This is a genomic window from Sphingomonas phyllosphaerae, assembly GCF_036946485.1.
In the GTDB taxonomy this organism is placed as follows: domain Bacteria; phylum Pseudomonadota; class Alphaproteobacteria; order Sphingomonadales; family Sphingomonadaceae; genus Sphingomonas; species Sphingomonas phyllosphaerae_E.
Window position 1 is genome coordinate 13,563 of record NZ_JAQIJA010000002.1, and the last position, 19,776, is coordinate 33,338.

Genomic DNA, 19,776 nt, shown 5'->3' on the forward strand with positions numbered 1-19,776 from the left:
CCCCACCCGTTTTCGGCAGGTTAACGGCGGGGCGCCGCGCGCTCAACGGCGATGTTGGCGCTACCGGCCGCCCGTGCGGCGGGTCAGCGCCGCGACGCAACTCGCGCGGTCGATGCTGCTGCCGTCGCGCTGTCGCGCATCGAGCCAGGTGACGCGCGGCTCGGCGCGATCGGCAGACGGGTAGAGATATGCATCGAGGATGCAGATCGCGCTGGAGAATTGCAGCTTGCGCGCGCTGCCTTCGCGCACATCGGCATCGGGCGTCCCGAACGTTCGGGTGAGATGGGCGGCGTCCTGCCCCATCACCGCCTCCAGCCCGAGCGTCGGCAGCGCCACCGGGATCGCGCGCGATACCGCCGGGCGCGGGGCGGTGGTGGTGGCGCATCCGGCGAGGAGCGGAAGGAGGAGCATAACGGCCGGGGCGAGGGACTTCATCGGCGGGCTCCGTGGAAGAGATGCGTCGCCATCGCCGCGCCCAGCACCGGCGCGAGGATGTTGACGAGCGGAACCACGAACAGCCCGGTCGCGGCAAGCCCCAGCGCGAACCGGCGGTCGGCGGTGGCCGCACGCCAGTCTCGCATCGCCGCAGCGGGCAGATGGCGGGCCGCCACCATCTCGCCCAGGTCGCGTCCAAGCAACCAGCCGTTGACGACGAAGAAGGCCGCGGCGGTGCCGATCCCGGTGACGAGCAGCGCGACATAGACCGGGGCGGCGAGCAGGTTGGCCGCGACGAAGCGCGCCGCCGATGCCACGCCCATCCGCACCCCGCGCGCGACCGACACCGGTCGCGCGCTCGCAAGGGCCGCCGGGTAATGCCGCCGCTCGACCGCGGCGACGATCGTGTCGGCGAACAAGCCGACGACCAGCATCGCCACCGCGCGGAACAGCAGCCACCCACCAAGCACGGTCAGGACCGTGGCCGCGACCCCGGCCAGCGTGCCGTGCCACGTCACCCCGGCGAGGGCGGCGTCGATCAGCCACCAGGCCGCGCCGCCGAGTAGGACGAAGATCCCCAGCGTGATCGCCAGCGACTGTGCCAGCACGCGCAGGATCGCGGGATCGCCAAGCTGGTGCAGCGAAAGCAGGAACGCGCGTGCCATGGCGAAGCGATGCGCCACGCTTGGCCGTTGCGCAAGCCGCGGGCGGCCTCTACTCGGGCGCTTTCCCGGCTTCCAGGAAGTACGCACTTGACCGAACCCCGCTATGACGTGGTCGCGATCGGCAACGCCATCGTCGACATCCTCTCGCCCGCCGCCGATGCGTTCATCGCCGAGAACGGCATGACCAAAGGCGCGATGGCGCTGGTCTTCTCGCCGGAGGAAGCCGACGCGCTCTACGCGAAGATGGGGCCGGGGCAGGAAGTGTCGGGCGGCTCGGCCGCGAACACGATTGCGGGGATGGAGGCCTTGGGCAGCCGGTGCGCGTTCATCGGGCAGGTCGCCGACGACCAGCTCGGCGAGGTGTTCGCGCATGACATTCGCGCGGCGGGCATCCGCTTCGACACCGTCGCGCGCGCGGGTGCGCCGACGACGGGTCGGTGCCTGATCTTCGTGACGCCGGATGGGCAGCGCACGATGAACACGTTCCTGGGCGCATCGCATTATCTGCCCGCCGAGGCGCTGGACGCCGGGCTGATCGCGGATGCGCGCTATCTGTACCTCGAAGGCTATCTGTGGGATCCGGAAGAGCCGCGGGCCGCGATGCGCGCCGCGATCGACATCGCGCGCGGTGCGGGTCGCAAGGTCGCCTTCACGCTCTCGGCCGAGTTCGTGATCGACCGCCACCGCGATGCGTTCCACGCGCTGATCGATCAGGGGCTGATCGACGTGCTGTTCGCCAACGAGACCGAGATCATGTTCCTGACGCAGACCGGCTCGGTCGACGCGGCGGTCGCGGCGGTGCAGGGCAAGGTGCCCTTGGTCGTCGTCACGCTGGCGGAGCGCGGCGCGATGGCGGTCGCCAATGGTGAGCGCGTGGTGGTGCCGGCGCAGCCGATCGACAAGGTGGTCGACACGACGGGCGCCGGCGACCTGTTCGCGGCCGGGTTTCTCCACGGACAGGCGCAGGGCAAGTCGCTGGAGGCGTCGCTGACGCTCGGCGCGATCTGCGCGGCGGAGGTGATCCAGCATTTCGGCGCGCGGCCGATCGTCGACCTGAAGGCGATTACGGCGGGGGTTTGATCGCGCGGGGGGCGACTAACCGCCTCATTCCCCGTCGCCCCTGCGCAGGCAGGGGCCCATGTCTGTGTCGTCTTGGGATCATGATGGACACAGGCGCGTCGCAAGTGTGTCTGCGTTGCGCTCCAACTCCACAGACATAGGCCCCTGCCTGCGCAGGGGCGACGGCGGGTGCGGCGACGGTTCTCAACGCCGGCTCGATCTGCCACAGACCCGCGCGTGACCTCGCTGCCGATCCATGCCGTCCTGCCCGACCTGTTCGCCGTGCTGCGCGAGCGGTCGTCGGCGGTGCTGGTCGCGCCGCCGGGGGCCGGCAAGACCACCGCCGTCGCGCCCGCGCTGATCGGCGAACCATGGTGTACGGGCGAGGTGCTGGTCACCAGCCCGCGCCGGCTCGCGGCGCGCGCGGCGGCCGAGCGGATGGCGGCGCAGGCGGACGAGCCAGTCGGGCGCACCTTCGGCTATGCCACACGGCTCGACACGAAACGATCGGCGGCGACGCGGGTGACAGTCGTGACTGAGGGCATCCTGACCGCACGGTTGCAGGACGATCCCGAACTGACCGGCGTCTCGTCGATCCTGTTCGACGAGGTGCATGAGCGCAGCCTGGACGGCGATTTCGGACTGGCGCTGGCGCTCGACGCGCAGGCCGGGTTGCGCCCCGATCTGCGCGTGGTGGCGATGTCCGCCACGCTCGACGGCGCACGCTTCGCGGCTCTGATGGACGATGCGCCGGTGATCGAGAGCGAGGGACGCAGCCATCCGCTGGAGCTGCGCCACATCGGTCGCGCCGCGGAGGCGCGGATCGAGGATGCGATGGCGTCGGCGATACGGCGCGCGCTGGCCGAGGAGGCGGGCGGCGTGCTCGCCTTCCTGCCGGGCGTTGCCGAGATCGAGCGCACCGCCGAGCGGATCGGCGACCTGCCGGGCGTGCGGCTGCACCGCCTGCATGGCAGCCTCGACCCGGCGGCACAGCGCGCGGCGATCCGCGCCGAGCCCGATGGCGCGCGCAAACTGGTGCTCGCGACCTCGATCGCCGAGACGAGCCTGACGCTGGACGGCATTCGCGTGGTGGTCGACAGCGGGCTGGCGCGGCGCCCGCGCTACGATCGCGCGGCCGGCATGACGCGACTGGTGACCGAGCGTGCGAGTCAGGCGGCCGCGACGCAGCGTGCCGGCCGCGCGGCACGGCAGGGACCGGGGGTGGCGTATCGTTTGTGGGAGGCCGCCGCGACCGCGGGCATCCCGCGCTTCGACGCGCCGGAGATATTGGAGGCGGATCTGTCGGCGCTGGTGCTGGCGTCCGCCCTGTGGGGGGTGGCGGACCCGCGCGCGTTGCGCTGGATCGATCCACCGCCCGCAGTGGCGATCGAGGAGGCACGCGCGCGGCTGTCGACCCTGGAGGCGATCGACGCCGACGGGCGGCCGACGGCGCATGGACGCAAGCTCGCGCGGCTGCCGATGACGCCGCGCCTGGCGCACATGCTGCTGCGTGCGGGTGACAAGCGCCTGGCGGCGGAGATCGCGGTGTTGTTGCAGGAGCGCGGGCTGGGCGGGCAGGACCCGGACCTCGAACTGCGGCTGCGGCGCTGGCGTGGCGATCGCTCGCCCAAGGCGGAGAATGCGCGCGCGCTGGCGAAGCGCTGGGCGGCGATGGCCGGTCGCGAGGGGAGTGGCGACACGATCGCGGCGTGTGTGGCGCTGGCCTTCCCGGACCGGGTGGCGCGGCGGCGCGATGCGAGCGGCGAGCGCTGGGTGTCGGCGGGCGGGCGCGGGTTCCGGCTCGACGCCACGGCATCGCTGGCGCGAGCGGAGTGGCTGGCGGTCGCGGAGACGCAGGGGATGGCGGCGGGTGCGCGCATCCTCTCGGGCGCGGCGATCGACGCGAGCGAGGTCGAGACATTGTTCGCCGATCGGATCGAGACGAAGCGGACGGCGGTGTTCGATCCGGCGACCGGCGGCGTCCAGCCGCTGCGCGAACGGCGGCTCGGCGCGATCCGGGTATCCAGCGGACCTGACAGCCAGGCGGACCCGGGGGCGGTCGCGGCGGCGCTGATCGAGGGCGTGCGAACGCATGGGCTCGACCTGTTGCCGTGGTCGGACGGCGCGCGTGCGCTGCGGACGCGCGCCGCCTTTGCGGGTGTGCCGCTCGATGACGCGACGTTGGTCGAGCGGCTCGACGAGTGGTTGCCGGCGCTGGTGGTGGGCCGGCGGCGGCTGGATGCGATTCCGCCGGGTGCGTTGACCGAAGCGCTGCGCACGCTGCTCGGCTGGGACGCGCTGCGCCAGATCGACCGGCTCGCGCCCGCCGATTTCACCAGCCCGGCCGGGTCGACCCACGCGATCGACTATGGCGCGGAGGCGGGGCCGACCGTCGAATTGCGGGTGCAGGCGCTGTTCGGCCTCGGTGAGCACCCGGTGGTGGGCGAGCGGCGCGTGCCGCTGGTGCTGTCGCTGACCTCGCCGGCCGGGCGGCCGATCCAGACGACGCGCGACCTGCCCGGCTTCTGGCAGGGGAGTTGGCGGGATGTCGCGCGCGAGATGCGCGGGCGCTATCCGCGCCACCCATGGCCCGACGATCCCGCCGCGGCCGCGCCGACGTTGCGGACGAAGAAGGCGGATGCGCGGCGATAGCCTTCCTCGTCGCATCGGCCCGCAGCGAAGAAGCGGATGTCGTGAGCGAGCCTGCGACGATGGCGCGTCCGGGAATGAAGCGAGAGCTGGCACCGCTTGCCCGCGCTGGTTGTGGACCGTACACCGGACGATCAATCGAGGGAAAAGACCATGCAGCGCCGCTTGATGATGGCATCTCTGCTCTTCGCCGCGGGATGTTCTGCGCAAGCGTCGGTCCCGGTTGCGGATGACGCTTATATCCGGTTGGCGGCGGTACCCGGGCGGCCGGCGGTAGGGTATTTCAACTTGCTCGGCGGCGCCAAGGACACGTCGCTGGTGCGAGTCGAGGCGCCGGGGGCGTCACGCGCCGAGATGCACGGCAGTCGTATGACGTCGAACGGGATGGTGACGATGGAATCGCTGTCCGCGGTGCCCGTCTCGGCAAAGGCCGATGTCGCCTTCGCACCGGGCGGGCGGCACGTGATGCTGTTCGGCCTGCCAAAATCGATGGTCGCGGGTGCCGAAGTGCCGCTGACGCTGCGTTTCGCCGACGGCACGGCGACGCGCGTCGCGGCGAAGGTGATTGCGGCGGGCGATGGCGCACCGGAGTGAGCCGCAGTACCGGCCGCTGGACACGGAACTGGATGGTGTCGCCGGATGCCTGGTCTTCGTGTTCTTCCTGATACTGGAAAGCGCCGGTGCCGGGATTGCGGCCTTCGCCGGCTATCTTCTGGTGCGCAACGGACAGATCGACGTCGGGCATGAGATCGGGATCGGCGTCTCGATCATCGGCGGGATTGCCGGGCTGTTGTGGATCGATCGTCATTGTCGGCGATTGACGGGGTATAGTGCCGGCGAAATTGCGAGCGAGTTCCTGTTCCTATGGTGGTGAAGCGCTCGCTGACCGAAGGCGAGATCGCACTCGCCCGGTCGATATATGGCGAAGCGATCGATTACGATGCGGTGCGGCTGACCCATCGCAAATGGGCGTTCTTCCAGCCGCGCGACGTGGTGATGGCGCCGCGTGGCTGCATCCACTTCCATCCTCAGGGTGACTTGTGGTGCGAGGATTTTGCCGCCGCCTCGCTCGACCGGCAGGGGCTGTTCATCCACGAGATGTGCCACATCTGGCAGCACCAGCGTGGCGTCTTCCTGCCGCTGAAGCGCCATCCGTTCTGCCGCTACGATTATGCGATCCGCCCCGGTTGGCGGCTGGAGCGTTATGGCATCGAGCAACAGGCCGAAATCGTCCGCCACGCCTTTCTGTTGCGGCACGGTGCGATCGTGCCGGGCGCGCCGGAACGGGCGTGTTACGAAACCATTCTGCCGTTTGGAGATCATGCGTGAGCATCTGGCATTCCGCTCTGGAACTCGACGCGTTGACCGCCGCCTGCGCCGGTTCGATGCCAGGCTTCCTCGGGATTACGTTCGTCGACGCTGGCGACGACTGGCTGAGGGCGCGGATGCCGGTCGACCAGCGGACCCGCCAGCCCTACGGGCGGTTGCACGGTGGCGCCTCGGTGGCGTTGGCCGAAACCGTGGCGTCCGTCGCGGCGATGGCGACGCTCGATCCGACGCAGTCCGCTGCGGTCGGCATGGAGATCAACGCCAACCATCTGCGGCCGGTCGGCGAGGGGTTCGTCTACGCCACGGCGATCAGCGAGGCGCGTGGGCGATCGTCGCAGGTGTGGACGATCCGGGTCACCGACGAGGCGGAGCGGCTGGTGTGCCTCGCGCGAATGACCGCGGCGGTGATCCCGGTGGGGCGGGGGGTGGTGGGCTAGGGTACACTTCCCGTTGGCCCTGAGGAGAGGCTGAGCCTGTCGAAGCCTCGTCTCGAAGGGCTCGCGCAACAAGCGTACTTCGAGACGGCATTTCGACTTCGCTCAATGCCTCCTCAGCACGAACGGAAGTAGGTTCGCATGTGCTACTTCAGCAGCACCAATTCCTCGGCCATCGTCGGGTGGAGCGCGACGGTGGCGTCGAACTGCGCCTTGGTCAGCCCGGCCTTCACCGCCACTGCGGCGGCCTGGATGATTTCGGGCACGTCCGGTCCGATCATGTGGATGCCGACGACGCGATCGGTCTCGCCATCGCAGACCATCTTGTAGAGCGCACGCTCGTCGCGATTGGCGAGGACGTTCTTCATCGGCCGGAAGTCCGACGAATAGACCTTCACCGAGCCGAGCTTTTGCCGCGCCTGCGCCTCGGTCAGCCCGACGCCGGCGAGCGGCGGGTGGCTGAACACCGCGGAGGGGACGCAGTCGTAATCGACCTTGGTCGCCTTGCCGCCGTACATGTTGTCGGCGAACGCCTGCCCTTCGCGGATCGCGATCGGGGTGAGCTGGATGCGGTTGGTGACGTCGCCGACCGCGTAGATCGACGCGCAGGTCGAGCGATTGTCTTCGTCGACCTTGATCGCGCCATGATCGTCGAGTTCGACGCCCGCGGTTTCCAGCCCGAGGCCGTACGTGTTCGGCTTGCGCCCGGTCGCGAACATCACGAGATCGACGGTGACCGGTTCGTGGTTCGACATATGGACGGTCAGGCAGCCGTCGTCCTGCTTTTCGATCCCCTGGAAAGCGGCGTCGAAGCGGAACTCCAGCCCCTTCATCATGCTGATCTGCAGGAGCCGGTCGCGGATCTGAAGGTCGTAGCCGCGCAGGATCTCCTTGGTGCGGTTCATCAGGATGACGTGCGCGCCGAGCTGATGGAAGACGCCCGCGAACTCGTTGGCGATGTAGCCCGCGCCCGCGATCAGGATGCGCTTGGGGATGCTGTCGAGATGGAAGGCCTCATTCGAGGTGATGCCATGTTCGTGGCCGGGGCATTCCGGGATGGCGGGGTGGGCGCCGACCGCGATCAGGATCGTCTTGGCGGTCTTCTTCGTGCCGTCGGCGAGCGTGACCTCATTGGGGCCGGAGACGGTGGCGCGCTGGTGGATGATCTCCGCGCCCGAGCTTTCGATCGTGGTGGTGTACGCCTTGTTGATGCGGTCCACCTCCTTCATCACATTGTCGCGCAGCCGCGGCCAGCTGAAGGCGCAATCGTCGGGCACGTCCCAGCCGAAGTGACGCGCGTCGCGCAGGTCCTCGGCGAAATGCGCGCCGTAGACGAGCAGTTTCTTGGGCACGCAGCCGCGGATCACGCAGGTGCCGCCGACGCGATATTCCTCCGCCACCGCTACCTTCGCGCCATGCGCCGCCGCAACGCGCGCCGCGCGCGTGCCGCCGGAGCCGGCGCCGATGACGAAAAGATCGTAGTCGAAGTCGGACATGAACAGGCTCCGTTGGGCGCGAATGTTGCGAATGTTGAGACGATCGCGGGTTGGGTTTGGATGGTGAACCAGCGGCAGGCCGGATGGTGCCGCTGTTAGCAGGACGGGGCGGCGTAGGACAGGTAAGGCGTCAGGTTATGGCGGAGCGAAGGCCGAGATGCGCGACGAATGGATCGAAGTCGCGGTCGCTGTAGAGGAGCGGGATGTCGTCGATGATGCAGCGCGTGGCGATCAGTGTGTCGATCGTCTTGCGGACGGTTACACCGAGCGAGCGAAGCGTACGATAGTTGCGGGCAGATTGCAGCGCCACGGCGTCGTCGACTATCGTCAGCGGCGCGGCTAAAAGTAGAATTTGCCGAGCTCGCTCGAACGTCGCGTCACTTGCAAATCCTTGCAGAACTTCTGTCAGGATCAGGTCACCGATCGCAACCCGGCGCGTGGTCAAGAGAGAGCTGAGCGCTGCCGTGCCTGGCGTCGAGCGGTCACGGAAGAAATCGATCCAGATGCTCGAGTCGACGACGACCATCATTCCGCAGCGATATACTTGCTCGTCCGCATCTCATCCAAATCTCCCTCCCAGCCGATGCCGCGCAAGGACCTGATCGCTTCCTGTTGCTTTATCGCGATCATTTGGCGCAGCGCGGCCTCGATCGCTTCGCTACGAGTCCGTTTGCCGCTACAGCGCACTGCGAGTGCGACAAGCTGGTCGTCGAGATCGAGGTTCATCCGCATGTGTATGGCTCCGCCGAGCCATACACATAATCGGCCGCGTGCGCTTATGCCAGACCGGCGCGCGCGATCAGGTCGGTGGTGGAGGGGTCGAAGTCGCCGCCGCCCTTCGCCGCCGCCTTGGCCATTTCCTTGCCCAGCTCGACGCCGAACTGGTCGAAGGAATTGATGCCGAGCAGCACGCCGTTAACGGACACGCGGTGCTCGTAGAAGGCGATCAGCGCACCAAGCGTGCGGGCGTCGAGGCGATCGAGCAGCAGCGTCGAGGAGGGGCGGTCACCGGGATAGCTGCGTGCGGGATCGTCGACCTGCTTGCCCTGCATCAGCGCCGCGCCCTGCGCGAAGGCGTTGAGCAGCAACTGGCGATGATGCTCCTCGGGGAGCGTGTCGCCGGCCTCAATCACCGCAAGGAATTCGACCGGGACGAGGTGGGTACCCTGATGGAGCAACTGGAACACCGCGTGCTGCGCATCGGTGCCGACCCCGCCCCAGGTGATCGCGGCGGTCGGGCGGCCGACCGGCTGGCCGTCGACCGTCACGCCCTTGCCGTTCGACTCCATCTCGAGCTGCTGGAGGTAGCTGGGGAGCAGCCGCAACCGCTCGTCATAGGCGAAAGGCGCGCGGGTCTCGGCATGGCGGACCTGCGTGTAATAGAGGTCGGCGAAGGCGGCGAGCGCGGGCGCGTTCTCGTGCAGCGCGGTCAGGCGGAAATGGCGGTCCATCTCCGCGGCGCCGTCGAGCAGCTCCTGGAATTGTTCCCAGCCGAGCTTGATCGCCGCCGGGAAGCCGATCGACGACCAGAGCGAATAGCGGCCGCCGACGCCTTCGGAGAAGGGCAGGATGCGTGTCTCGTCGACGCCCCATTCGATCGCCTTTTCGGGCGAGGCGGTCAGCGCGATGACCCGGCCATAAGGGTCCTCGACGCCCGCCCCGCTCATCCAGGCGATGACGCTTTCGGCGTTCATCATCGTCTCGGTGGTGGTGAAGGTCTTCGAGGCGACGACCAGCAAGGTCGTGGCGGGATCGAAACGGTCAAACACGTCTTCGAGCGCCATGCCGTCGACGTTCGAGACGATCGCGACGTCATAGCGGTCGCTGTCGCGGCCGAGCGCGTCGATCAGCAGATGCGGACCGAGCGCCGAACCGCCGATCCCGACGTGCAGGACGCTGCGGATCGGGCCGAAGGCGTCGGCCTCGATCGCATCGATCACCGCGCGCATCCGTGCGTGATAGGAAGCGGCGCGCGCGACGCTCTCGTCCTTGCCCTCGCCGCGCTCGGCGGTGTGCTCGACCGGGCGATCCTCGGTGACGTTGACGTTCTGGCCGCCGAACATCGCCTCGCGCTTGCCGGCGAGATCGGTTTCCTTCGCCAGCGCCTCGAACGCGGCAACCGATTCGGGAGTCAAATGCGTCTTCGACCAGTCGAAGTGGATGCCGGCGACATCAAGCGACAGCTTCGCCAGCCGTTCCGGGTCGTTCGCGAACAGCGTCTCCAGCCGCTCCTTGGGGAGCGCTTCGATCCTTGACCAATCCGCCACGTGCATCTTCCTTCCGAGCAATTGCGGGTCACAACCGTTCGCGCCGGCCAAGGCTCCGCTTGACGAAGCGCGGGCATTGCGCGACGCGGTGCTTCATGGCCACCCCTGCTGCCCCCGGCAAGCCCGCGCAATCCGAAACCGGCGAGACGATCCGCTTCCTGCTGAAGCTGGCGTTATTCGTGTTCATCCTGCGCAGCTTCATCTTCTCGCCATTCTCGATCCCGTCCGAATCGATGCTGCCGCGCTTGCTGATCGGCGATTATCTGTTCGTGTCGAAGTGGAGCTACGGCTATTCGCGCTGGTCGCTGCCGTGGGGGATCCCGCTGATCCCCGGGCGAATCTTCGCGAGCACGCCGACGCGCGGCGACACGGTGGTGTTCCGCTCGCTCGGGCCGGACGATCACGACGTCATCAAGCGCGTGATCGGCCTGCCCGGCGACACGATCCAGATGCGCAACGGCCAGTTGTTCCTCAACGGCAAGGCGGTCCCCAAGCAGCGCGTCGCCGACTTCATCGTGCCGCTGACCCCGAACTTTCCGGCCGAGAAGTGCGGCGCGGAATTCCAGGACGTCGACAAGGCCGGGCAGCCGATCTGTCGCTACCCCCGCTTCCGCGAGACGCTGCCGGGCGGGCGCAGCTATGAGGTGCTCGATCAGGGCAACCTGCCGATCGCTGACGACACCGATGTGTACACCGTCCCGGCCGGCGACGTGTTCCTGATGGGGGACAATCGCGACGACAGCGCCGACAGCCGCTTCGCGCCGCCCGAGGGCATGGGCTACATTCCGATGGAGCGCATCCAGGGCAAGGCGCTGGTCACCTTCTGGTCGACCGACGGTTCGGCGGAATGGATCAAGCCATGGACCTGGGTGTCGGCGGCGCGGTTCAGCCGGATCGGGCACGGCTTCTGAGCGTGAGCGACGATGTCGCTTCATGGGTGGACGAGGTTCTGGGGGTCAGGCCTGACGACCCAGAGTTGTTCAAGCGTGCGCTGACGCATTCGAGCCATGCCGGTGAAAGCTACGAGCGGCTCGAGTTTCTGGGCGATCGCGTGCTCGGGCTCCTCATGGCCGAGTGGCTGAGCGAAGTATTCCCCGACGAGCCCGAAGGGCAATTGTCGAAGCGCTTCAATGCCTTGGTTACCGGTACGGTATGCGCGGAGGTGGCGCGCGGCATCGGCGCGGTGGCGCATGTCCGGCTCGGCAAGCAGGCGCGCGACGATGGTGCGCAGCATGGTGACAATCTGCTCGGCGACGTGATGGAGGCGCTGCTCGGCGCGCTGTATCGCACCGCTGGGCTGGATGCGGCGCGCGCGGCGGTGCGGCGGCTGTGGGCCGATCGCATCCATAGCGACGACAAGGCGCCGCAGCACCCGAAGTCGGCGTTGCAGGAATGGGCGGCGGCGAACCGGCGCGCGGTGCCGGCCTATGAACTGGTCGATCGCGCCGGGCCTGGCCATGCGCCGCGCTTCACGGTGCGGGTAACGGTTGGCAAGGACGAGGTGAGCGCCGAGGGCACCAGCAAGCAGGAGGCCGAAACTGCGGCCGCGCGCGCGTTGCTGGCGGAGTTGAGCGCGCAGCCCGCGCCGCGCCGGAAGCGGCGGCGATAGACGGGCTTGCCGACCCCACGCTCGTGGATCCGACGTGTGTTTCCGAACCGAGGTGCGGGCGTCCACGCTGAATCACGCCATCGATTGCAATGACTTGCCTGCCTTTCCGCCTCATCTAAGATAAGCATGGAGAGGCAATGAGAGGCCGGTCATGACGCAGACGTCGACCGTTCGTGCGGGCATCGGCGCGTGATACCGAGCTGGCAGCCCGCCCCCGATAGCGGCATGACCGTGCGTGAGATCGCGACGCGCGGCCTGTCCTTCGAAGTGGTCGAGACCGGCGCGGGCGATCATCTCGCGATCTGCCTCCATGGCTATCCCGAACTCGCCTTCAGCTGGCGGTATCAACTCCCGGTGCTCGCGGCGATGGGCTATCGCGTGTGGGCGCCATGTCAGCGCGGCTATGGCGCGACGTCGAAGCCTGACGGGATCGACGCCTATCGGCTGGAATGTCTGGTCGCCGATGTCGCCGCCTTGTTCGACGCCAGCGGTGCGAAGACGCTGACGCTGATCGGACACGATTGGGGCGGGGCGGTATGCTGGTCGTTCGCGATCCACCGCGTCCGGCCTCTCGAACGGCTCGTCATCATGAACATGCCGCACCCGCGCTGCTTCGCGCGGGCGCTGCGCAACTGGCCGCAGCAGCGGCGGAGCTGGTATCTGGCGGCCTATCAGGCGCCCGAGCTGCCCGAGCGGATGCTGTTGCGCAACGACGCGGCGGCGCTGCGACGGATCTTCACGCGCCATGCGGTCGATCCGACGCTGTTTCCCGATGAAATCGTCGACATCTATGCGGCGGCGGCGCTGCGACCGGGGGCGATGACCGCGATGCTCAACTGGTATCGCGCGGTGCCGCTCAACCCTCGACCGCGCTGGTTGCCCGACAATGGGCGCGTGGACGTGCCGACGCTGATCGTCTGGGGCGACGAGGACAAGACGCTGGGGCTGGAGACGCTCGACCGCACCGACGAATTCGTGCGCGACGTGACGATCCGGCGGATCGCGGGCGTCGGCCATTGGGTGCAGCGGGAGGGGGCGGCAACCGTGAATACGATCCTGACCGAGTGGCTGCCGGCTGTGCCCGGATAAGGAAAAGGGCGAGGCCATCCGGCCCCGCCCTTTTCTCCCCGCACGAAACGCAACTGGTGCGGCCCGGTCGCCTGGTGCTCCCTTGGCGACCGGAAACTCGTTCGTCAGCGCATCAGAAGTGCGCGACGATGCCCAAAGTCGGGCGGAAGCTGTTGGTCCAGCCGTAGCTCGACACTTCGCCGCGCAGACGGATGCCCGAGTTGCTGGTGATCCCGCCCAGACCAATGTCCTTCGGGCCGACCTCGAAGCCGATGCCGTAGGTCATGTCGTGGAAGTCACGGTCGGTGTTCACGCGCTTGTCGAAGTTCACCCACTGGTAGCCGACCTTGCCGTAGATCAGGCCGCTGTCGCCGGCGCGGAAGCCGAAGCGGCCGGCGGCGCCATACTGCCAGTCGATGTCGCCCGAGATGCCCTTGGCGACGTTACCTTCGGCGCCGACGAACACTGGCCCGAGCGGGATGTTGACGCCGGCCAGACCCTCGACCAGCGAGCCGTTCAGCTTGTTCTGACGCGGGGCGCCCGGAACGCTGTCGCTCTGGAATTCTTCCCAGCCGCCACGGACGGCGACATAGGGCTCGATCCCGAACGCACGGGTGCCGTCCGGAGCCGTCGCGGTCGTGGTGTCGGTGGTCGACGTGGCGTCCTGCGCCAGCGACGGGGTGGCGACGAACGCGGCGGATGCGGCAACGGCCGCAAGAACGAGCTTACGCATAAAATACCTCAATACAGTTTCGTTGCCCGGTTTGTCGCAGCACCAAGTGCGGCCGGGCCGGGGACTGCTCTAACCACGCCCTCCCGGCTTGGTTGCGCGGAAAAGCTCCGATCTGGCGATGAAGATTCTTACTGTTGCGCAAAAGTCACGCAATCTGTCGGCGGGATGAATGAACGTGCCGCATCACGGCCACACTCGGCCGAGGCCGCCGCAAAGTGGCCTTAATGCGACAGGTCGCGCGCGCGGCGGGTCGGGGCGTGGAAGTCGGCGGGTTTGTCGGCGATCCAGCGAAGGAACCGACTCAGTGCCGGAATGGAACGGATCGCATCGAGCGTTCCGGCGCGGGCGAGGGTGGCATTGTCGGCGGCGGCATGGATGGCGCGGTGGCAGATCGGGTGGACGGGTTGGGTATCCGTCCCGCCCTCGCTTCGTGGGATCACGTGGTGCCATTCGACGCGGGTGCCGAGCGGGCGGCCGCACAGCGCACAGATGCGGGGTGTGGCAGCGGCTTCCTGCGCGCGCGCCGCGGCCTCGGCGAGTCCGGCCTTGCGCCTTATGCGTCCGACCATGCAGCAGCGGTCGGGCGCGAGAGGATGAAGAGCGCACACGCCGCCATCGCCGCGGCGACGAGGAGGGCCAGCGGCCAGTGGGGGCGGGCCGTGACGAGGAAGATCGCGTAACCGGCGGCGATGCCGGTGCAAGCGAGCCACTTGGCCCTGCGCGGGATGGCGCGATCGCGTCGCCACGCACGCAGCGTAGCGCCGAAGCGGGGATGGTCGAGCAGCCATGCTTCCAGTCGCGGGGAGGAGCGCGCGAAGCAGCCGGCGGCGAGGATCAGGAAGATCGTGGTCGGCATCAGCGGCAGCAGCGCGCCGATGACGCCCAGCGCGACGAAGAAGAAGCCGAGCGCCAGCCAGCCGTAGCGCGCCGCAGCGTGCAGGCGACCGGGCTTGATCGGGTCGGCGGGGAGGTCGGTCACGTTCGTCTCGGTTCCTCTGCGGCGGGCAGGGAACGTTTCGCGTGGCGGATCGGTGCCGTGCAAGGGGTTTTGATGGGGGGGCGCTTCGATCGCTTACACTGTCATTCCCGCGAAGGCGGGAATCCAGAACTTCTGCCGTTGCGGCTCCATCGCCAGACCTGCGCGTCTGGATCCCCGCCTGCGCGGGGATGACGGATTAAGGAGTCATCTTCGTCGCCCCGGCCTTGAGCCGGGGTCCCGCTTCTTCAACGTCGGTTGGTGAGCGAAGAAGCGGGCCCCGGATCAAGTCCGGGGCGACCAGCACTCCTTTATTCTTCCCCGGTCGCGCTGGCCGGCTTCGCGCCTGTGCCATGCGCGTCGGTGGCGATCGGCGACAGCGTGAAGCCGTAGCGCAAGGGCGCGACCTTGATGCGATATTGCGGGAGCGGACGGCCCCAGTCGCTCCATTGCGTGTCGCCGCCGATCCCCGATTGCACCGCATCGACCAGCAGGCTGCCGTTCGCGCCCGGAACGATGTCGGTGCTCTTGCGCGTGCCGGGGGTGCGGCGGTTGAGTTCGGTGTAGGGGAAGGCGAGCGCGTTCATCGACAGCGGCTGGTCGCCGGTGACGCGCAGGCCGCCATCGGGGCCGCGCACCAGTTCCATCCAGCGGACGTCGACCTTGTTGCCGGTTTCCTGCGGCCGGAGATAATCGTGGTTCTGCGCCGCGATGTCGCCGCGCCACAGGCCGATCGGCGCCGAGGTCTTGCGGTCGCTGTAGCTTTCGTGCGGCCCGCGTCCGTACCATTGCACGACCTTATAGTCGCGCGGGGTGACGTAGGAGAGGCCGACGCGCAGCGGATCGCCGAGCGTGGTGTCGAGCGGCTGGAAGTCGCCCGTTACCGCGACGCTGCCGTCGGCCGCCATCTGGTAGCGGGTCGAGAAGCGCGCGACATTGCCGCCGGTCAGCCAGCGGACGGTCACCGCCGCGCCGCCGCCGGGCAGCTTCTGCGTGTCGATGCCCTCGACGACGCGCTCGTCGGTGGCGCGCTGCCACGGCACGTTGCGCCGCTCGCTGCCGACGCCGAGGTCGTTGTCGGTCAGCGCGCGGGTGAAGTTGGGCGCGCCGCCCGACAGCAGCACGCGCCCGCCGGTCGCATAGCGATCGACCAGCCCGGTCTTGCGGTCGATCACCAGCTCGGTCTCGCCCGCCGACAGCCGGACGGTGCCGCCGCCATTGTCGAGCTTGACCGCGCCACTGTCGGCCAACGGCGTGGCGGCCGGCAAAGCGGAGAGCGGGAACTGCTCCCAACCGACCAGCGTGCCCGCGGCGACGCCGGGGGTGGTGCCGGCCTTCGCGCGGTAGCTGACGGTCAGGAAATATTCGGCGTCGGGGCGGCGGGTGAAGCCGGTCGGGGCGAGCGCGACGCGCGCGCTCTGGTGCGCGGCGACGGTCGGGGCCGCCAGCGTACCGCGCGCGACCGCGACGCCGTTCTCGAGCACTTCCCAGCTATAGTCATAGGCATCCGCACCGAGGAAGTCGTGGCGGTTGGCGACGGTCAGCTGGCCGGCATTCGCGTCGTAGCCGGTGAACTGGACGGGCGCGTAGACCTTGCGGACCTCGTAGAGCTGCGGATTGGGGGTACGGTCGGCCTGGAGCATTCCGTCGCCGAACTCGATGTCACCGCCGGGGTTGGGGCCGTATTCGCCGCCGTCACCCCAATAGCGCCGCCCGTCCTTGGTGTAGCGGTACATCGCCTGATCTACCCAGTCCCATGCGAAGCCGCCCTGCAGCTTGTCGGGGTGTGCGTAGATCGTGTCCCAATATTCCTTCAGGTTGCCGCCCGAATTGCCCATCATGTGCGCATATTCGCACTGGATCATCGGCTGTTTGTAGTTCCAGTTGGTCGCGTAATCGATCATCTTGGCGACCGGATCGTACATCGGCGCGTAGATGTCGGCGAACCAGTTCGGGCGGTGTTGCTGCACGCCCTCATAGGTGCCCCAGCCGAGATAGCTGATCAGGCGGCCGGGATCGCGGGTCTTGGCGGCGGTGCCGGCCGCGGCGAAGTTCGGGCCGATCCCGGCCTCGTTGCCGAGCGACCAGAAGATGATCGAGGGATGGTTCTTGTCGCGCTCGACCATGTTGAGCACGCGGTCGACGTGCGCCGACTGCCACGCCTTGTCGAAGCCGAGCTGATACACGCTGCGCTGGCGGGGATAGTTGTTCCCCAGCTCCATATAGGCGTGGCTCTCGATATTGGCCTCGTCCATGACGTACAGGCCGTAGCGATCGGCGAGTTCGTAGAGATACGGGTCGTTTGGATAGTGCGAGGTGCGCAGCGCGTTGATGTTGTTGCGCTTCATCAGCTGGATGTCGTGCGCCATCGACTCGCGGCTGACGACGTGGAAGGTCTCGGGATCGTGTTCGTGGCGGTTGACGCCGCGGATCGTGATCGGCTTGCCGTTGACGCTGACGAGGCCGTTCTTCATTTCGACGGTGCGGAAGCCGATCCGCTGATAGGTCGACTGGATGATCGCGCCCTTGGCGTCGTACAGCTCGACCAACAGCATATAGAGGTTGGGCGTTTCCGCGCTCCACGGCTTTACGCCGGCGACGGTCGCGGAGAGCGTCGTCTTGCGATCGGCGTCACCGGCGGCGAGCGGCGCGCGGCCCTGCGACACGATCCGGTCGCCGTCCATCAGCACGTAGCGCGCGCTGACCGCCGCGCCCGGCGCGACCGTCAGGTCGACCGCCAGCTTGCCGTCGCGATACTGCTCGTCGAGCCCGGCATGGACGAAGAAGTCGCGGATGCGCGTCTTCGGCGCGGCCATCAGATAGACCTCGCGCTCGATCCCCGAGACGCGCCAGAAATCCTGATCCTCGAGATAGCTGCCGTCCGACCAGCGGAACACCTGGATCGCGACGGTGTTCGCGCCGGGCTTGACGAAGCGGGTGACGTCGAACTCGGAGGGGAGCTTGCTGTCCTCCGCATAGCCGACCTGCTGACCGTTGACCCACACCTTATAGGCCGAACCGGCCGCGCCGATGTGGAGCACCACGTCCTGCCCCGACCAGCCCGCCGGCAGATCGATGGTGCGGCGGTACGAGCCGACCGGGTTGGTGGCGTGAGGGATCAGCGGGCGGTTGGCGGGGAAGGGATAGGTGATGTTGTTGTAGCGCGGCTGGTCATAGCCCTCGGTCTGCCAGTCGGCAGGCACCTTGATCGTCTTCCACTGCGAGGCATCGTAATCGGGGCGTTCGAAGCCGGTCGGCAGCTTGTCGGCGTCCGGCGAGAAGCTGAACTGCCATTGACCGTTCAGCGACAGGAAGCGCGACGATTGCGTGCGGTGGCCGGCGAGCGCCTTGTCGCGCGTCTCGAACGGGAAGCCGGTGGCGTGCGCCGGCATCCGGCCGATGTAATTGACCGCCGGATTTTCCCAGTCGGGACGCCGCGGATCGATTTGCGGCTGGAGCGGCGCGGGCGGCAGTTCGTTCTGCGCGGCGGCATGGCCCGACACGCTTGCGAGCAGCGCTGCGACGAGAACAGCGCTCCGGCGCTGGCCGACATGATGCACGGTGATCCTCCCGATTGAACCGATTAAGTCATTTTGTAAGACAAGTATCGGCTGCTTTCGGCTTTGCCAAGAGCATGCGCGGGTTGACGACGCGGGTGCTTTGCGGTCCCTGTGCGCGACCGGTCCGCATGGCGCGGAAGGCACGGGCGGAGCATGACGATTTTGAATATGACCTTGCTGCGCGGCGTGCTGGTAGGTGGACTGGCGGGGCTGTTGTTCGGCTTCGATACCGCCGTGATCGCGGGGACGACCGAGGGGATTCGCACCGCCTTCGCGCTCGATGCGAGCGGAGTCGGCATCACCGTATCGGCGGCGCTGTGGGGAACGCTGGCGGGGGCGTTGCTCGCCGGGTTGCCGGGCGATCGTTACGGCGCACGCAACGCCCTGAAGGGGATCGCGCTGCTCTATTGCCTGTCGGGGCTGGGGTGCCTGATCGCGTGGAGCTGGCCGGCGTTGATCGTGTTCCGGGTCATGGCCGGGCTGGCGGTCGGGGCGTCGTCGGTGCTCGCGCCCGTCTATCTCGCCGAGATCGCGCCCGCCGAACGACGCGGGTTGATGGTGGGGACGTTCCAGCTCAACATCGTGCTCGGCATCCTCGCCGCCTATCTGAGCAATGCGATCGTCGGCAGCTTCGATCTGGGCGCGGGCGATTGGCAGGTGAAGCTGGGCGTCAGCGCGGTGCCGGCGCTGCTGCTGCTGTCGCTGATGTTCACGATCCCCGACAGCCCGCGCTGGCTGGCCGCCAAGGGGCGCGAGGACGAGGCCGAGACGGTGCTGGTCGGGCTGGGCGTCGCCGATCCGCGGCACGAGCTGGACAGCTATGCGCGCGCCGCGGCGGCGGTGGCGGTGGGCAGCGCGCCGCGGCTGTCATGGGCGCGGCATCGCAGGCCGATCCTGCTCGCCTTTGCGGTGGCGTCGTTCAACCAGCTCTCCGGGATCAATGCGATCCTCTATTATCTCAACGATATCTTCGCGGCGGCCGGCTATGACGCCGTCTCGGCGGACCGCCAGGCGGTGACGATCGGGCTGTGCAATTTCGTCTTCACCGCGCTGGCGTTGCTGGTGATCGACCGGCTGGGGCGGCGGACGTTGCTGCTGATCGGGTCGGTCGGGCTGACGCTGGCGCTGGGCGGGACCGCGGCGGTGTTCCTGAGTGGGGAGGGGCAGCAATATCTGCTCGCGCTGCTGATCGCGTTCATCGCCTTCTTCGCGTTCAGCCAGGGCGCGGTGATCTGGGTCTATATCAGCGAGATCTTCCCGACCGACGTCCGCGCGCGCGGGCAGGCGCTCGGTTCCTCGACGCACTGGGCGATGGACGCGGTGATCGCGATGGCCTTCCCGGTGATCGCGGCGCACACGCGCGGGCTGCCGTTCGTCGTCTTCGCGGCGATGATGGCGGTGCAGTTCGTCGTGGTGCTGATGTTCTTCCCCGAGACCAAGCAGCGCTCGCTGGAGGCGATCGGTGCGGATTGATCTATTGATAATCATTCGCATGT

The 19,776-nt window shown here is 68.1% G+C and carries 20 protein-coding genes; 10 read left to right on the forward strand and 10 right to left on the reverse strand.

Features of this window, described 5'->3' with window-relative positions; translation table 11 throughout:
- Positions 1–60 precede the first annotated feature (60 nt).
- Together PGN16_RS05470 and PGN16_RS05475 are read right to left on the reverse strand one after the other, a co-directional pair.
- Positions 61–435 (reverse strand): hypothetical protein, encoded by a 375-nt coding sequence (locus tag PGN16_RS05470; RefSeq protein WP_335308408.1) that lies wholly within the window; start codon positions 433–435, stop codon positions 61–63.
- Positions 432–1,100 (reverse strand): EI24 domain-containing protein, encoded by a 669-nt coding sequence (locus PGN16_RS05475; RefSeq protein WP_335308409.1) that lies wholly within the window; start codon positions 1,098–1,100, stop codon positions 432–434. Before PGN16_RS05475 ends, PGN16_RS05470 begins: the two co-directional genes overlap by 4 nt.
- 87 nt (positions 1,101–1,187) lie before the next feature.
- Between PGN16_RS05475 and PGN16_RS05480 the strand changes: the two genes are divergently transcribed.
- The 6 genes from PGN16_RS05480 (at position 1,188) to PGN16_RS05505 (ending at position 6,574) form a co-directional block, all read left to right on the forward strand.
- A complete protein-coding gene (locus tag PGN16_RS05480; protein WP_335308410.1) occupies positions 1,188–2,180 on the forward strand; it encodes an adenosine kinase in 993 nt (330 codons plus the stop codon).
- A 216-nt stretch (positions 2,181–2,396) separates the two neighbouring features.
- Complete coding sequence (hrpB, locus tag PGN16_RS05485) at positions 2,397–4,811, forward strand: ATP-dependent helicase HrpB (protein ID WP_335308411.1); 2,415 nt, start codon at positions 2,397–2,399, stop codon at positions 4,809–4,811.
- Positions 4,812–4,979: 168 nt separating this feature from the next.
- The gene (locus PGN16_RS05490; RefSeq protein ID WP_335308412.1) at positions 4,980–5,402 is read left to right on the forward strand and encodes a copper chaperone PCu(A)C; all 423 of its coding nucleotides are present in this window, start codon (positions 4,980–4,982) and stop codon (positions 5,400–5,402) included.
- Positions 5,386–5,682 carry a hypothetical protein gene (locus PGN16_RS05495; protein ID WP_335308413.1) on the forward strand — a complete coding sequence of 99 codons (297 nt, stop codon included), beginning with the start codon at positions 5,386–5,388 and terminating at the stop codon, positions 5,680–5,682. The genes PGN16_RS05490 and PGN16_RS05495 overlap by 17 nt, the downstream gene beginning before the upstream one ends.
- Positions 5,673–6,137, forward strand: a complete 465-nt coding sequence (locus PGN16_RS05500; protein ID WP_335308414.1) for a vgr related protein — start codon at positions 5,673–5,675, stop codon at positions 6,135–6,137. Before PGN16_RS05495 ends, PGN16_RS05500 begins: the two co-directional genes overlap by 10 nt.
- Positions 6,134–6,574 (forward strand): hotdog fold thioesterase, encoded by a 441-nt coding sequence (locus PGN16_RS05505; RefSeq protein ID WP_335308415.1) that lies wholly within the window; start codon positions 6,134–6,136, stop codon positions 6,572–6,574. Before PGN16_RS05500 ends, PGN16_RS05505 begins: the two co-directional genes overlap by 4 nt.
- A 143-nt stretch (positions 6,575–6,717) precedes the next feature.
- Here the strand turns inward: PGN16_RS05505 and gorA are convergent, their stop codons facing one another.
- The 4 genes from gorA to pgi form a co-directional block, all read right to left on the reverse strand.
- Positions 6,718–8,067, reverse strand: a complete 1,350-nt coding sequence (gene gorA / locus PGN16_RS05510) for a glutathione-disulfide reductase (protein ID WP_335308416.1) — start codon at positions 8,065–8,067, stop codon at positions 6,718–6,720.
- Positions 8,068–8,197: 130 nt separating this feature from the next.
- The gene (gene vapC, locus PGN16_RS05515) at positions 8,198–8,596 is read right to left on the reverse strand and encodes a type II toxin-antitoxin system VapC family toxin (RefSeq protein WP_335308417.1); all 399 of its coding nucleotides are present in this window, start codon (positions 8,594–8,596) and stop codon (positions 8,198–8,200) included.
- The gene (locus tag PGN16_RS05520) at positions 8,593–8,799 is read right to left on the reverse strand and encodes a type II toxin-antitoxin system VapB family antitoxin (protein WP_335308418.1); all 207 of its coding nucleotides are present in this window, start codon (positions 8,797–8,799) and stop codon (positions 8,593–8,595) included. Before PGN16_RS05520 ends, vapC begins: the two co-directional genes overlap by 4 nt.
- A 44-nt stretch (positions 8,800–8,843) precedes the next feature.
- On the reverse strand, positions 8,844–10,340 hold the full coding sequence (gene pgi / locus PGN16_RS05525) for a glucose-6-phosphate isomerase (protein ID WP_335308419.1): 1,497 nt from the start codon (positions 10,338–10,340) through the stop codon (positions 8,844–8,846).
- An 89-nt stretch (positions 10,341–10,429) separates the two neighbouring features.
- Here pgi and lepB point away from each other — a divergent pair, with 89 nt between their 5' ends.
- The 3 genes from lepB to PGN16_RS05540 all read left to right on the forward strand — a co-directional run bounded on the left by lepB (position 10,430) and on the right by PGN16_RS05540 (position 13,032).
- Positions 10,430–11,245 carry a signal peptidase I gene (gene lepB, locus PGN16_RS05530; RefSeq protein ID WP_335308420.1) on the forward strand — a complete coding sequence of 272 codons (816 nt, stop codon included), beginning with the start codon at positions 10,430–10,432 and terminating at the stop codon, positions 11,243–11,245.
- Between the two features lie 2 nt (positions 11,246–11,247).
- Positions 11,248–11,943, forward strand: a complete 696-nt coding sequence (gene rnc, locus PGN16_RS05535; RefSeq protein ID WP_443019584.1) for a ribonuclease III — start codon at positions 11,248–11,250, stop codon at positions 11,941–11,943.
- A 225-nt stretch (positions 11,944–12,168) separates the two neighbouring features.
- A complete protein-coding gene (locus PGN16_RS05540) occupies positions 12,169–13,032 on the forward strand; it encodes an alpha/beta fold hydrolase (RefSeq protein ID WP_335308422.1) in 864 nt (287 codons plus the stop codon).
- A 112-nt stretch (positions 13,033–13,144) separates the two neighbouring features.
- Here the strand turns inward: PGN16_RS05540 and PGN16_RS05545 are convergent, their stop codons facing one another.
- The 4 genes from PGN16_RS05545 to PGN16_RS05560 all read right to left on the reverse strand — a co-directional run bounded on the left by PGN16_RS05545 (position 13,145) and on the right by PGN16_RS05560 (position 18,280).
- On the reverse strand, positions 13,145–13,744 hold the full coding sequence (locus PGN16_RS05545; protein ID WP_335308423.1) for an opacity protein: 600 nt from the start codon (positions 13,742–13,744) through the stop codon (positions 13,145–13,147).
- Positions 13,745–13,965: 221 nt separating this feature from the next.
- Positions 13,966–14,313: an HNH endonuclease gene (locus PGN16_RS05550; protein ID WP_335308424.1), complete on the reverse strand. Its 348-nt coding sequence runs from the start codon at positions 14,311–14,313 to the stop codon at positions 13,966–13,968.
- Positions 14,298–14,723 carry a YbaN family protein gene (locus tag PGN16_RS05555; RefSeq protein WP_335308425.1) on the reverse strand — a complete coding sequence of 142 codons (426 nt, stop codon included), beginning with the start codon at positions 14,721–14,723 and terminating at the stop codon, positions 14,298–14,300. Before PGN16_RS05555 ends, PGN16_RS05550 begins: the two co-directional genes overlap by 16 nt.
- A 308-nt stretch (positions 14,724–15,031) precedes the next feature.
- Positions 15,032–18,280 carry a glycoside hydrolase family 2 TIM barrel-domain containing protein gene (locus tag PGN16_RS05560; RefSeq protein ID WP_335308426.1) on the reverse strand — a complete coding sequence of 1,083 codons (3,249 nt, stop codon included), beginning with the start codon at positions 18,278–18,280 and terminating at the stop codon, positions 15,032–15,034.
- A 153-nt stretch (positions 18,281–18,433) separates the two neighbouring features.
- On the opposite strand from PGN16_RS05560, the gene PGN16_RS05565 reads away from it, so the two are divergent.
- Positions 18,434–19,753 carry a sugar porter family MFS transporter gene (locus tag PGN16_RS05565; RefSeq protein WP_335308427.1) on the forward strand — a complete coding sequence of 440 codons (1,320 nt, stop codon included), beginning with the start codon at positions 18,434–18,436 and terminating at the stop codon, positions 19,751–19,753.
- The last annotated feature ends 23 nt before the right edge of the window (positions 19,754–19,776 follow it).